The 13,806-nt window shown below is 62.1% G+C and carries 12 protein-coding genes; 4 read left to right on the top strand and 8 right to left on the bottom strand.

Features of this window, described 5'->3' with window-relative positions; translation table 11 throughout:
- Positions 1 to 3 precede the first annotated feature (3 nt).
- Together PQU94_RS13600 and rpoZ are read right to left on the bottom strand one after the other, a co-directional pair.
- A complete protein-coding gene (locus PQU94_RS13600; RefSeq protein ID WP_438263744.1) occupies positions 4 to 2,247 on the bottom strand; it encodes a RelA/SpoT family protein in 2,244 nt (747 codons plus the stop codon).
- Between the two features lie 428 nt (positions 2,248 to 2,675).
- The gene (gene rpoZ / locus PQU94_RS13595; protein ID WP_013480428.1) at positions 2,676 to 3,035 is read right to left on the bottom strand and encodes a DNA-directed RNA polymerase subunit omega; all 360 of its coding nucleotides are present in this window, start codon (positions 3,033 to 3,035) and stop codon (positions 2,676 to 2,678) included.
- Between the two features lie 195 nt (positions 3,036 to 3,230).
- On the opposite strand from rpoZ, the gene PQU94_RS13590 reads away from it, so the two are divergent.
- On the top strand, positions 3,231 to 4,199 hold the full coding sequence (locus PQU94_RS13590; RefSeq protein ID WP_272741987.1) for a DMT family transporter: 969 nt from the start codon (positions 3,231 to 3,233) through the stop codon (positions 4,197 to 4,199).
- On the opposite strand, the gene folK is transcribed toward PQU94_RS13590, so the two are convergent.
- On the bottom strand, positions 4,160 to 4,711 hold the full coding sequence (folK, locus tag PQU94_RS13585; protein WP_272741986.1) for a 2-amino-4-hydroxy-6-hydroxymethyldihydropteridine diphosphokinase: 552 nt from the start codon (positions 4,709 to 4,711) through the stop codon (positions 4,160 to 4,162). The two genes, PQU94_RS13590 and folK, sit on opposite strands and share 40 nt — an antisense overlap.
- 35 nt (positions 4,712 to 4,746) lie before the next feature.
- Here folK and PQU94_RS13580 point away from each other — a divergent pair, with 35 nt between their 5' ends.
- On the top strand, positions 4,747 to 5,316 hold the full coding sequence (locus PQU94_RS13580) for a LabA-like NYN domain-containing protein (RefSeq protein WP_272741985.1): 570 nt from the start codon (positions 4,747 to 4,749) through the stop codon (positions 5,314 to 5,316).
- 36 nt (positions 5,317 to 5,352) lie between these two features.
- Here PQU94_RS13580 and smpB read toward each other — a convergent pair whose 3' ends face one another.
- Positions 5,353 to 5,829, bottom strand: a complete 477-nt coding sequence (smpB, locus tag PQU94_RS13575; protein WP_013480432.1) for an SsrA-binding protein SmpB — start codon at positions 5,827 to 5,829, stop codon at positions 5,353 to 5,355.
- A gap of 1 nt (position 5,830) precedes the next feature.
- On the bottom strand, positions 5,831 to 6,724 hold the full coding sequence (gene dapA / locus PQU94_RS13570; protein ID WP_272741984.1) for a 4-hydroxy-tetrahydrodipicolinate synthase: 894 nt from the start codon (positions 6,722 to 6,724) through the stop codon (positions 5,831 to 5,833).
- Between the two features lie 282 nt (positions 6,725 to 7,006).
- Between dapA and PQU94_RS13565 the strand changes: the two genes are divergently transcribed.
- Both PQU94_RS13565 and PQU94_RS13560 read left to right on the top strand, forming a co-directional pair.
- Positions 7,007 to 9,166 (top strand): lytic transglycosylase domain-containing protein, encoded by a 2,160-nt coding sequence (locus tag PQU94_RS13565; protein WP_272741983.1) that lies wholly within the window; start codon positions 7,007 to 7,009, stop codon positions 9,164 to 9,166.
- A 311-nt stretch (positions 9,167 to 9,477) separates the two neighbouring features.
- Positions 9,478 to 11,163, top strand: coding sequence for a methyl-accepting chemotaxis protein (locus tag PQU94_RS13560; protein ID WP_272741982.1), 1,686 nt, complete (start codon positions 9,478 to 9,480; stop codon positions 11,161 to 11,163).
- A 5-nt stretch (positions 11,164 to 11,168) separates the two neighbouring features.
- Here PQU94_RS13560 and PQU94_RS13555 read toward each other — a convergent pair whose 3' ends face one another.
- The 3 genes from PQU94_RS13555 to PQU94_RS13545 are packed head-to-tail and all read right to left on the bottom strand — an operon-like array spanning position 11,169 to position 13,695.
- The gene (locus PQU94_RS13555; RefSeq protein ID WP_272741981.1) at positions 11,169 to 11,921 is read right to left on the bottom strand and encodes an ABC transporter ATP-binding protein; all 753 of its coding nucleotides are present in this window, start codon (positions 11,919 to 11,921) and stop codon (positions 11,169 to 11,171) included.
- On the bottom strand, positions 11,918 to 12,898 hold the full coding sequence (locus PQU94_RS13550) for a FecCD family ABC transporter permease (protein WP_272741980.1): 981 nt from the start codon (positions 12,896 to 12,898) through the stop codon (positions 11,918 to 11,920). Before PQU94_RS13550 ends, PQU94_RS13555 begins: the two co-directional genes overlap by 4 nt.
- Complete coding sequence (locus PQU94_RS13545) at positions 12,895 to 13,695, bottom strand: substrate-binding domain-containing protein (protein WP_272741979.1); 801 nt, start codon at positions 13,693 to 13,695, stop codon at positions 12,895 to 12,897. The genes PQU94_RS13550 and PQU94_RS13545 overlap by 4 nt, the downstream gene beginning before the upstream one ends.
- Positions 13,696 to 13,806: the final 111 nt, after the last annotated feature.

Here is a 13,806-nt window from a genome sequence, read left to right as displayed (position 1 = left end):
GGCTCAGCCTCTGATCCGCTCAACCCCCTCGACCGAGGGATTGGTGCGGATGGCGGCCGTGATATTGGTCAGGTGGCGGGCATCCAGCACCTCGACCTCGAATTCAGCATCGAGAAAATCGACCTGCTGATTGGACAGGCGGATATTGACGATATTGCCCTTTGCCTCGCCGATCAGGGTGCAGACCTGCCCCAGCACGCCCGGCTTGTTGCGCATATTGGCGCGGATGCGGGCGGGCGAGACGGTGTTCTTTTCGGCGTTGAGCGTCCATTGCAGGTCGATCCACACCTCCTTACGGCCCTCATAGGCCTCAAGTTGCTCGCATTCGATGGAATGGACGTGGACCTCTGCGCCTTCAACAATGCCGACGATACGGTCGCCCGGCACCGGGGTGCAGCAGCGCGAAAAGACGATCTTCTGCTGCGGCCGCAGGGCGTGGCCGCGCACAAAGGCTGTGGCGTCTTCGCCGTCCTTGATGCGACTGAACGAATCGGTGGTCAGGGTGGCGGGCAGTTTCAGGCCGGGGAACAGGGCCTCCAGCACCTTGGCCGGCGCGATCTTGCCGCGGCCACAGAGTTCAAACAGTTCGTCCTCGCTCTGCACCTGAAAGCGCTCGAAGGCCGGACGCCAGGACATGTCGGTCAGGGTCTTTTCGACCTGGGCAGCCCCGCGTTCCAGCGCCGAGCGCCCCAGACGGATGAAGTCGTCGCGCTGGGTCTGACGGATACTGCGGCGGATGGCGGCGCGCGCCCGACCGGTAATGGTCAGGGACTGCCAGTCCGGGTTCACGCGCGCTTCGACGCCGGTGATGATTTCGACCTGATCGCCATTCTGCAAGGGCGTGCGCAGCGGCTTGTGCTCGCCATTGATGACCGCGCCAATGGCCTTATCGCCCACCTCGGTATGGACGGCATAGGCGAAGTCGAGCGGCATGGCCCCGCGCGGCAAGGAGATCAGGCGGCCCTTGGGTGAGAAGCAAAAGACCTGATCGAGGAACATTTCGAGCTTGGCGTGTTCGACCCATTCTTCGGAATCGCCGCCGTTTTCCGCGATCTGCACGATGGCGCGCAGATTGGCGATGGGGTTGCGCTCGGCCCACTGGGTCGCCGCCGCCTCATCGAAGCCATAGGACTGGTTCTTATAGCCCCAGTGCGCCGCCAGCCCCTCTTCGGCCACCCGGTCCATCACCTCGGTGCGGATCTGCATTTCGATGCGCGCGCCCTTGTGGCCGATGACGGTGGTGTGCAGGGACTGATAGTTGTTGGATTTCGGCGTCGAGATAAAGTCCTTGAAGCGGTCCTGCACGCAGGGCCACTTACGATGCAGCACGCCCAGCGACAGGTAGCAGTCGTCCGGGCTATCGACGATGACGCGAAACGCCACAATATCCGACAGTTGCGAGAAGCCGATCGACTTGCGTTGCAGCTTGCGCCAGATCGAATAGGGCGATTTCTCCCGCCCCGACACCCGCGCCCGGATACCAGCCACCGACAGGGTGTCCTGAATGTCGCGGGCGATATCGGCGACCGCCGCGCCCTTCTGATCGCGCAGATCGGCCAGTCTTTGCAGGATGGCCGCCCTCCCGCGCGGATTGATGAAGGTAAAGGCCAGGTCTTCCAGCTCAGTGGCGAAGCGGTTGCAGCCGATCTGACGGGCCAGCGGCGCATAGACCTCCAGCGTCTCGCGCGAGATGCGCTCACGCTTGTGCTCCGGCACGTATTGCAGGGTGCGCATATTGTGCAGCCGGTCGGCCAGCTTGACCAGCAGCACGCGCACGTCCTTGGAAATGGCCAGAATGAATTTGCGCAGGTTTTCCGACTGCTTGGTATATTCGGACTTCAGCTCCAGCCGCGTCAGCTTGGTGACGCCTTCGACCAGTTGCGCGATCTCTTCGCCAAACAGCGACGCGATTTCCTCGCGCGTGGCGGGCGTGTCCTCAATAGTGTCGTGCAGCAGCGCCGTAACAATGGCGGCCGAGTCCAGCTTGTAGTCGGTGAGAATCCCCGCCACCTCGATCGGATGAGCGAAATAGGGGTCGCCGGAGGCGCGCAACTGCGCCCCGTGCATCCGCATGGCATAGACATAGGCGCGGTTGAGCAGCGCCTCATCGACGGTCGGATCATAGGCCGCCACCCGGTCGATCAGTTCCATCTGACGCAGGAAACGACGCTTGGGAGCCGGTTTAGCCTCGGAGGTCTGCGAAGACGCAGGCTTTTCAGCCTGCGTCTTCTCCGTCAGAGACGGCATTTCAGGGGGTGTCTGGATCGGAGGGGCTTCCGCCGGCGGATCGAGCGGCGGGGTTTCCGCCGGATCGACGGGGGGCGTTTCGGGAGGGGGGATAACATCCCCTTCCTCAGGCTCACCCGGCGGGACTTCCGGCGGCGTTTCTTCCGGGAAACCGGGCGGCACAGCAGGCGGTTCGCTTTCAGACGAAACCCGTGCCGTGATTACCGATTGCCCTTCTGCCGACATTTCCAGAACCGTACTCTCTTCATACATGCAGGCTCCTTAGATAAGAGCCCCGCCACGCGAGTCAAAGAGTAACCCCGCAAGCCCTTAATCGCCAATAAAAAAGGACGGTTTACAGGCAAAGTTACGGGCACGGTGGCGCACAGATAAAAACACCGGCCTGAGCGTCAGACCGGTGTTTTAAAAACGCTTTGAATAGCAGAGGCTTAGTAGCGTTCTTCCTGACCGCCATCGCGGTCGGACTGAAGCGCGCGGATCAGCTCGCTTTCCGACATCTGCTGGTGCTGCGGATCAGCCAGCAGGGCCAGGGTCTCGGCCTCTTCCTCAGCCTCGGTACGCTCATCGACGCGTTGCAGCGAGGCGATCAGGCTTTCGGTCAGGCTTTCCGGCGGCAGCTTGTCCTCGGCGATCTCACGCAGGGCTACGACCGGGTTCTTGTCGTTGTCGCGGTCAAGCAGGATCGAAGCACCCGAAGAGATGGCGCGGGCGCGATGCGCCGCCAGCAGCACCAGATTGAAACGGTTATCGACCTTCTCGACGCAATCTTCGACGGTAACGCGAGCCATGCAGAACCCTTTGCAAATAATGACAAAAACGCCGCCGTCAAGACGTATCTCGCCTTGACCGACAGCGTGAGCCGTGTTCGTTCGCCCCGTCTTTACCCAGTGTCGCTGCAAAAGACAAGAATTACTTGTCATTTGCGTTCAAGCCGCCGTGCAGCGGTTGCACCCCCGCCCCGCCTCGCCTAAGAGACGCGCATCATGTCCGCTGCGCCCTCCCCTGTTACGTCCCCGTCCGCCCTGTCGCGCTGGAGCGGCTATGCCCTGGCTCTGGCCGGGGCGTTCCTGTTTGCCACCAAGGGCATCTTTATCAAGCTGGCCTATGCCTATGATGTCGATGCCTCAACGCTGCTGACCCTGCGCCTTCTGATCGCCACCCCCTTCTTTATTGCAGTGGGCCTGATCACCCGCTACCGTCAGCGCAAGGCCGCGCCCCTGTCGGGCAGCCTCTACCTCAAGGCGCTGGCGGTGGGCGCGCTGGGCTACTGGTTCGCCAGCTATACCGATTTCGAAGGACTGGTGTACCTGTCGCCGCAGTTTGAACGCCTGATCCTGTTCACCTATCCCCTGTTCGTCATCCTTCTGGGGGCGTGGCTGTTCCGTCAGCCTTTGAAGGCCATGGCCCTGCCCGCCTTTGTGATCGCCTATGCCGGTCTGGCCCTCGTCTTCTGGTCCGAAGCGGGCAGCGGCGGGCCGGACGTCGCCATCGGCGCCGGCTGGGTCATGGCCTCCTCCGTCGCCTTCGCCCTCTATCTGCTGCTGGCCAAGCCGCTGATCGCGCAGATGGGCGCCGCCCTCTTCACGTCAGTGGGAATGGTCGGAGCCGCCCTCGCCACCTTCATCCACTTCGGTCTGACCCATCAGGCCAGCGCCATCCCGGCCGATGCAGGTCTGTGGGTGCTGGCGCTGGGTCTGGCCATAGGCGCGACGGTCCTGCCCGGTTATCTGGTTAGCTTCGCTCTGGCGCGCATAAGTTCTCAGGCCAATGCCGTCATCGGCTTTATCAATCCCATCTTCACCATGGGACTGAGCGTTCTGATCCTGAAAGAAAGCCTGTCGCTCATCGACCTGATCGGCACGGTTCTGGTGCTGGGCGGCGTCGGTCTCTACACCTGGCTGGAACAGCGTCCTCAGTTGCTCAGCAAGGCGGACGTATCCTCCGCCGGATAGGCATCCGTCCCCACCGTCACCCGCGCGTAAAGGTCCCGCGCGCTTAGCCCCAACATCGGATGCACCCAGTCGGGAGCAATCTCCGTCAGCGGCCCCATGACAAAGCCCCGCTCATGGGCGCGCGGATGCGGCAGTATCATGTCACCGTCGATTACGACATCCCCATAGGCGATAAGGTCGAGATCGAGCACGCGCGGCTGATTGGGCTGCGGCCCGCGCACACGACCGGCCTCGGCCTCAAGCGCGTGCAACTCTATTAGTAAACGCTGCGGCTTCAAAGTCGTAGAGACCGCGAATACGGCATTATGATAGGGCGGATACTCAGGGTTTGGCCACGCCTGAGAACGCCACAAGGATGAAATCTGCGTAACCTTTATCCCGTATTGGCACAAGCGCTTGACAACCCTGTGTAAGGCCTGCAAAGGATTAAGCTCGTCGTGAGGCAAATTCGCACCGTAGGCTATATAGATAGCCGGTGTGATTTCAGAGAACGACGCTACTGTTTTAGTCATTTTGATTCTTCAATTTTCAAACGAAAGCTATTTGAATGAGTTTTTATCCAACTGACAAGATTGCTCTTTTTATCGACGGCGCCAATCTTTACTCAGCCGCCAAGGCGCTCAACTTCGATATTGATTACCGCAAGCTTCTCGATGAGTTCCGCAAGCGCGGCATTCTTCTGCGTGCCTACTACTATACGGCTCTGGTCGAAGGGGATGACTATTCGCCGATACGCCCGCTCGTGGACTGGCTCGATTATAACGGGTTTGCCCTGATCACCAAGACCGCCAAGGAATATACGGATGCGCAGGGCCGTAAGCGCTGGCGCGGCGATATGGATATCGAAATCGCCTGCGACATGATGGAAATTGCTGAGCACGCGGACCATCTGGTCCTGTTTTCCGGTGACGGCGACTTCCGCCGCCTGATCGAGGCCGTTCAGCGCAAGGGCTGCCGCGTCACTGTCGTGTCCACCGTGAAGTCGCAGCCGCCCATGACTTCCGACGAACTGCGCCGTCAGGCCGACACCTTTGTCGATCTGGCCGATCTGGCCAGTGTCGTGGGCCGCCCGCGTCAGCAGCCCGCCAATACCCGCAACGAAGAGTTTGAGGACTAAAAGAAGAAGGCCCCACCACCCGGCGGGGCCTTCTGTCTATCCGTGATCCTTGAGCAGGCGAGCTTTTTCGCGGCCCCAATCGCGCTTGGCCTCGGTTTCGCGCTTGTCGTGCAGTTTCTTGCCCTTGGCCAGAGCGATCTCGACCTTCACCCTGCCCTTGTCGTTGAAATAGAGCTTGGTTGGCACGATGGTCATGCCTTCGCGCTGCACGGCAATCATGAAGCGTGCAATCTCACGCCGATGCATCAGCAGTTTGCGATGACGGCGCGGCTCATGGTTGAAGCGGTTGGCAAAGCCATAGTGCGGAATGTCGGCATTGATCAGCACCAGTTCGTCGCCATTCTCGATCGAGACATAGGACTCGGCGATATTGGCGCGGCCCTGACGCAGCGACTTGACCTCGGTTCCGGTCAGGACGATGCCCGCCTCGGTATTGTTTTCGAGGAAATAGTCGAAGCGCGCCCGCCGGTTATCGGCGATGACCTTATAGTTGGATTGCTCTTTTTCGGCCAAGTCAGAGCCCCGCGGCTTTCATCGCCTCATCGACCAGCGGTCGCACGGTGGCGGCGCAGGGCACGATGGGCAGGCGCACCTCGTCGGTCGTCTGGCCCAGACGGCTCAGGGCGTATTTGGTGGGCGACGGCGAGGCATCGGCAAACAGCACCTTGTGCAGCTTGATCAGTTTGTCCTGCCAGAGGCGGGCCGTGGCGAAATCGCCGTCTTGCGCAGCCTTGTAAAGCGCCACCATTTCCGCCGGCGCGACGTTGGAGGTGACTGAAATCACGCCGTGACCGCCATGCGCCATATAGCCCAGAAGCGTCGGATCATCGCCGGAGATAAACGAAAAGCCCGGTTCGATAGCGATGCGCAACTGGCTCATGCGCACCAGATCGCCGGTGGCGTCCTTGATGCCGACGATGTTGGGTAGCTTAGACAGGCGCACAATGGTGTCGTTGGAAATGTCGATGACCGTGCGGCCCGGCACGTTATAGAGCATCACCGGTATTTCAACCGAATCGTTGAGTGCCTTGAAATGTTGGTACAAACCCTCCTGCGACGGCTTGTTGTAATAGGGCACGACGACCAGCACGGCATCGGCACCGACCGTCTTGGCGTGGCGCGCCAGTTCCAGCGCTTCGGCGGTGTTGTTCGACCCGGCCCCGGCGATAACCTTCACGCGACCGGCAGCGACTTCGACGCACAGACGCACGATTTCCTTATGCTCGTCCATCGACAGGGTCGAGGTTTCGCCCGTCGTACCCACCGGCACCAAACCATGCACACCGGCCTTGATCTGCGTCTCCACCAACTGTTTGAAGGCCGCATAGTCCACCTCACCGTCTTTGAACGGCGTTACCAGCGCGGTAATGACGCCGGAAAACAGGGGCAGAGCATCAGCGTTAGACATGGAGGTCATCATCCGGATTAAGCAGATCGAAATGTGGGGATGAGCCTTAAAACCACAATGGATTTGCTGCAACGACTTTGTAAAAAGAAAACGTCGGAATAAGGCGCGACTTGCGTCGAACCTAAATATCCGCACCATTACGCCATCAGGTTTTGCTCTGACGGTTTTTGTGATCGAAGCGTGACCACCGCACCGCGGAAATCACGATAAAAACCCCGGACACATAATTGTGCCGTCATGTGCGGCCATTATGACCCGCCGCCTACGCTTAAGGAATTTGTGATGACCAAGGCTTTCCGGACATTCAATGCGCGCTCGCTGACGTCGTGGTGCCGCTGGATGGGTGGCGCAGCCCTGATCGCGCTGACGGCGGGGGCGGCCCTGTCGCCCGTTCTGGCGCAGGATACGACATCGGCACCGCGCCCCTATCAGGCGGGGCTTATCACGGAAACCGAACGCGCCACGCTGAAACAGGCCCTAGAGGCGGCGCGCAGCAAGAAGTTCGCTTTGGCCGAGTCTCTGCGCGGCAGCTTAAGCGATCCGGTGGCGCGCAAGATCGTGCAATGGGCCATCCTCAATAACGACGGTGATGTTTACGGCTTTGCCGCGCTCGATGGCGCGCGCCGCGACCTGTGGGGCTGGCCGCGCGAGCAGAAGCGTCAACTGGCCGCTGAAAAGCAGATCGTCAATTCCAGCCTGACGCCGCCGCAGACCATCGACTGGTTCAAGGGCGCGCCGCCCGTTTCGGTCGATGGGGCCATGGCCCTGATCAGTGCCTATGAGCGCGCCGGTCAGACGGAGGCCGCCTCGGCACTGGCGCGCTCATGGTGGCGCGATCAGGCCTTCGACCTGACCGATCAGACGCGTTTTCAGACCAGCTTTGGCCGCTACCTGACGCCAGAAGACCATAAGGCGCGCCTGACCACCCTGCTGCTCGGCACGCAAGGGCCCGCCACCAATGCCATGCTGCCGCTGGTCGATGAAACCAGCCGCAAGGTGGCCACGGCCGCCATGGCCCTGCGCTCCGGCTCGGCGTCCGGCGTGACCCTGTACGAACAGGCGCTGACGGTCAGCCCGCGCAATCCGGTGCTGGCCTATGAGCGTCTGCGGGCGCTGCGCCGCGCCAAGCTGGAGACGCTGGGCTTTGGCCTGCTGGCCGACCTGCCCGCTGCTCCGGCCTCGGACGCCGCCATGAGCAATCTGTGGGTCGAGCGCCTCTCCTATTTCCGCGCGGCGCTCAAGGCCCGCAATTATCAGGCCGCCTATGAGGCCATGAACGGCGGGGGCTTTCCCAACGGCGAAAAGAAGGCCGAGGGCGAATTCTTCGCCGGGTGGACCTCCCTGATCCGCCTGAACCGCCCCGATCTGGCCCTGCCGCATTTTGAAAAGGTGCGCGAAGCCGGGACCTCTCCCATTACCCGCAGCCGCGCCCACTACTGGCTGGGCCGCGCCTACGAGGCCCGGGCTCAGGCCGGCGACGCCGAAAAGGCGCACGCCCATTTCGTCGAAGGCGGTCAGTTCATCTACGCCTTTTATGGTCAGCTGGCGGCCGAAAAGGCCGGTGTGAAGGCCATCACCCTGGGCAAGGACCCGGTGCCGACCGCCGCCGACCGCGCGCGCTTCGACAATCGCGATATGGTCAAGGCCGCGAAAATTCTGGGGCAGAGCGGAGAACGCGACCTGTTCAACGCCCTGATTCTGGCGCTGGACGACGTATTGCCGACCGCCGAAGAGCAGGCACTGCTCGTCGATCTGGCCGGGACCTACGGCACGCAGGATCTGGCCATGCGCGTGGCGCGCGTCTCGCAGCAGCGCGGCTTCTACCTGCCGGAACGCGCCTATCCGCTGCGCAAACTGCCCGCCGTGAAATCCCCAGAAGGGGCCTTTGTGCTGGCCATCACGCGTCAGGAATCGGGCTTTGACCCGATGGTACGCTCAAGCGCCAATGCGCGCGGCATGATGCAGTTGATCCCGCCGACCGCAAAGGGCGTGGCGCGGCGTATGTCGCTGACCTATTCCGACTCGATGCTGTACGATCCGGACTATAATATGCAGTTGGGGGCGTATCATCTGGGCGAACTGGTCGATCGCTACGGCGGTTCCTACGTCATGGCCGCCGCCGGCTATAATGCCGGACCGAACCGCCCGCCGCAGTGGATTGTCGATTGCGGCGATCCGCGCGGCGAAACGGCGGACCCCATCGCCTTTATCGAGTGCGCGCCCTTCACCGAAACGCGCAACTACATGATGCGGGTCATGGAAAACCACGCCGTCTATCGCGCCCGCCTCAATGGCGGCACCGCCCCTCTGACGCCGATGGCCGACCTGAAACGCGGCATGATCATCGCCTATACACCGCAAACCGGCGACAGCGAGGATACGGGCAGCCTGCCAACCGGCCCGATCAACTATAATGAGCTGAAAAGCACCGCCGGCAATTAGGTGGTCACGACAGGATTTGGCGAATTTTCACACACCGCCGCAAATTCGCGTGCGAAAAAAACCGCACAAAATTCATGCATTGAAATTTATAAAATTAAAATATTTCAATTACTTATAAATAGTCCGCCGCTCGATTACCCTTCGATGCAATACTGTTATTGCTGATTGCAGTGATGCCTCACAGGTGAGTCGATCAGCGGACTGTGACCATTGACCTCCCACAGCATCGCTCGAGCGGAGAGCCGGAGGCGCGCGCCACGCCCCAGGTTCTCTTTTATAATCAGAGTTGGTGCCCAAAGGGAGCCATAAATATGCGCATCAAAAATGTTCCGATAGCGTTCAAGATCGTCGGCATACTCGCCTTTCTGGCCATTTCGATGATCTCCGTCGGCGCCCATTACGCCGTGACCTTCAAAAACATCAATCAGACCTATTCCGAACTGGCCACGGATGATTACCCGGCGCTGGTGGCACTCATCCGGATCAGTCAGCGTAACGCCTATATTGCGCAGCACCTGTTCAAGGTGGAGAGCCTGACCTGCCCTTCGCAGGCATGTGAAGCCGCGGGCAAGGAGGTCACCAGTTCCGTCAAGGAATCCGACGAACTGATGCAGACGGCCCGCGATCATGTGCATGGGCGTGACGACGTTCTGGATCAGCTTGATGCAGCACGCAAACAGATCACCGCCGCCGCGCAACCCGCGACCACCGCCTATCTGAGCGGCGACAAAGTTGCGGGCCGGCGTCACCTTCAGGAAGTCGAAAAGGGTCAGCAAACCTTCCGTAAGGTGATCCGCCCGCTGATCAAGGATATAGACAACAGCACCCAGACCACGACCGCCGACCTGCAAAAGCGAACAGAGAACCTGCTTCAGCTCGGTGCTCTGGTAGCGCTGGGCCTCGCTCTGGCGGCGATCCTGATTTCATTCCTCGGGGCACGGGCCCTAATTGCGCGTCCCATACTGGACGTGTGCAATCATATGAAGCGCATGTCCGATGGCGACATTTCCGAAATGTCCCTCGATTCAACACGTCGCGACGAAATCGGCCGCATGAACGGCGCCCTGCTCATCTTTGCCGAGGGACTGAGACACGCAGAAACCCTGCGGGCCCAGGCGGCGCAGGATAAGGCCGCTGCCGAGGCGCTACGCCGTCAGGCCATGCTCGATCTGGCCGATGAGTTTGAACGCTCGGTCGGCGGGATCGTCACGCTGGTGTCATCAGCGGCTACCGAAATGCAGGCCGCCGCCACCCAACTCAACGCTTTGGCACAGGAGGCCACCGTGCAGTCGGTCGCCGTGTCCGCCGCCGCCGAAGAGGCCGGGGCCAGCGTCACTTCAGTAGCCGCTTCGACCGAAGAACTGGGCTCCTCCATCAGCGAGATCAGCCGTCAGGTCGAAATGTCGGCGACAGTGGCCGCCACCGCCGCCCGCGAAGCCGACGGTGTCCAGTCCATCGTTCGGGAACTGACCGATACGGCCGCCTCAATCGGCGGGGTAATCGAACTGATCGCCGGTCTGGCCGATCAGACCAACCTTCTGGCGCTCAACGCCACGATCGAGTCGGCGCGCGCCGGCGAAAGCGGCAAGGGTTTTGCGGTCGTTGCCTCCGAAGTGAAGACGCTGGCCGGTCAGACGGCCCTGGCCACTACGGAAATCTCGTCCAAGGTCGCCCACATACAGGAGGCCGCGGGCAAGGCGGCTCTGGCCATGCAGAGCATTACGGGCACTATTTCGCGCATCAATTCGTCCAGCACCGCCATTGCGGCCTCGGTAGAACAGCAGGGCGCGGCCACGCGGGAGATCGTTCAGGCCGTCACCCAGGCCTCAGTCGGCACCCAGCAGGTCAGTTCCAACATCACCGGCGTCGCTTCGTCAGCGGAACAAACGGGCGGTGCCGCCTCTCAGGTGCAAACCGCTTCCGCCGAACTGGCGTTACAGGCCGAACGCCTGCACAGCGAAATGGACCGGTGCCTGTCCAATGTGCGCGCCGCTTAAACCTGTCAGGGAATCAGAGGGTGCGCGCCTAAATGCAGGCGGGTCCCCTCGCCCGCGACTTCAAAGCCGCCCGTCAGGTGAAAGACCTCAGCCAGAAGCGCCGGTGTAAACACCGTCTCAGGGCGTCCGAACCCGGCCAGAGACCCGTCGTGCATTACGCACAGGTCGTCGCAGAAGGCCGCCGCCAGCCCAAGATCGTGCAGACTGGCGATCACGACATGGCCGCGCGCGGCCGCGGCCTTCAGCACGCCCAGAACCTGACGCTGCCACGCCGGATCGAGCGCCGTCAGGGGTTCATCGAGCAGCAGGACCGGACACGCCGTCGCCAGAAGTCGCGCCAGAAGCACCCGCGCTGTCTGACCGCCGGACAGCGAAAAGACGCGGCGGTGCGCCACATCGCCCAAGCCCACCTCCCGCAGTGCCGCCGCCGCGCGCGGCTCAGCATCACGAAAACGCTGCGCCCCCAGTTGCACAATCTCGTGCACGGTCAGGTCCCAGCTTATGCTGCGCGCCTGCGGCAGGTAGCCGATACGGGCGGACCGTTCAGAGAGGGATAAGGACGACAGGGCGCGATCGTCGATCCTTACCGCCCCCGCCGACGGGGCGACCAATCCCGCCAGTGCGCGCAAAAGCGTCGTCTTGCCGGAACCGTTGGGTCCGACAAGGCCGTAAAGGCGGCCCGGCTCGAAGCGTAAGGTAACGTCGCGGACGGCTTCGGTCTGCGCCAGACGGACATGGATGTTCTGTGTTTCGATCATCCCTGCACCCATTCCTTCGCGCTTTTCCACGCCAGAAACGCGAACAGGGGCGCACCGATCAAGGAGGTAAGCACCCCCAGTCGAATATCGGTCGAGGTCGGCAGCAGGCGCACCGCCCCGTCGGCCAGCAGCACCATCACCCCGCCCGCCAGTCCCGATGGCGCGATCAGCCGATAGGGGTCGCGCACGCCCAGACCGCGCACCAGATGCGGCGCGGCCAGCCCGACAAAGCCGATCACCCCCGATACGGCCACGGCCAGCCCGGCCAGCACGCTGATGGCGACAACCGACAGGGCCGCCAGTTGGCGCAGATCGACGCCTTGCGAGCGCGCCGTATCCTCGCCGAGCGTCAGTATCCTCAGACCCGGCCCCACCCGCCACAGCATAAGCGCCGCCAGCAGAAGTCCCCCCGCCGCCAGGGCCGCATCCGTCCAGCTACGGTTTTCCACCGAGCCCATCATCCAGCCCAGAATCTCGGCTGTAGTGACCGGCGAGGGCGACAGATTGAAGACCAGCGCCATCAGCGCCCCGGTCAGGCTCGACAACCCAACCCCCAGAAGAATCAGGGCCTGCCGGTCGGGAAAGCGGCTGACAAAGGCCAGAATAATCAGCGACACGCCGCCCGCAAACAGCAGGGCAAAGCCTTCGACCGCCCCGGGAGTCAGCCCCAGGCCCAGCACGATGGCCACCGCGGCCCCCAGACCGGCCCCGCCCGACACGCCCATCAGCCCGGGTTCGGCCAGCGGGTTGCGGAAATAGCCCTGCGCCACTGCCCCGGCCACACCCAGCATGGCACCGACCAGCAGCGCACACAGATTGCGCGGCAAGCGGATCTGCCAAACGATCTCTCCGGCCAGACTGCCGGGCGCGCGCAGGGCTTCAGCATAGTCGGCGGGGCTCAGGGCCACCTCGCCCATGCCCATCAGCAGGATCAGCAAAAAAGCCGCCGAAAGGGCCAAAATCGTCCAGAGTTTCAAGAGAGTGTCTCCGCCAGTTCAGGCAGGCTAAACGCCGCGTACCACGCACTGCACGCCAGCATCGGGCTGGGGATGGTTACATGTGCCGCCCGCTCGATACGCGCCCGCACCAGCGGATGCCGCCCCGGCGCGCGCCGCATGGCATAGGCGTCGTCATAGAAGCCCAGCGCATAGACATCCGCCCTTTCCCGCAGGAACAGTTCGGGCGACAGATAATAGAAATAGGGCTGCGACGCCACCAGCCGATGACCGGTCGCGCCAATGATCTGCCCCACCCAGGTCGAAGCCCCCGCCGAAAAACCGGAGGGGGTGTAATAGACGACCTGACGCGACCGGACCGGCGCCGGAACCCGTGACAGGGCGGCAGTCATGTTTTGCGCTTCGCGTGTTCCGGCCAGAGGCACCCCTAGTTGGGACGCCACGGTTTCGACCTCGGCCCCGGCCTGAGCGAAGGTCGAAACCTCGTCGATCTGAATGGTTTTTATGCCATGCGCCTGCGCCTGAGCGATGAGTCGGGCATCGCCGCCCCAGGTCCGCAAAATAGCGTCAGGCTTCAAAGCCAAAAGCGCCTCAAGCGTCGGGCGGCGTAGCGGTATCGCCCCCACACGGCTGCGATAAAAACTGTCCTGATGGCGCGCGCGCGGCGACAGACTGAGGATATGATCGGACGGCAGCAAGGCCAGCGCATACTGGTCGGCGCACATGTCCAGCGACACAACACGCAGGGGTTTAGCCCCGGCACCACACGCAAAAAGGCCCAACCCGCCAAAAAACAACCATAGGATGATATTTTTCACCCGATTTACCACCTCAGATTGGTTATCCACAGGCCTTTTTCCGTCTTACTGGCCACTCCACAGGCCGTCGCGCCAGTTTCCGAAGAAGGGTATCCACCCTGTCGGATTACG

This window comes from Asticcacaulis currens (genome assembly GCF_028550395.1).
Classification (GTDB): domain Bacteria; phylum Pseudomonadota; class Alphaproteobacteria; order Caulobacterales; family Caulobacteraceae; genus Asticcacaulis; species Asticcacaulis currens.
This window is presented reverse-complemented; position numbering and strand designations above follow the sequence as displayed.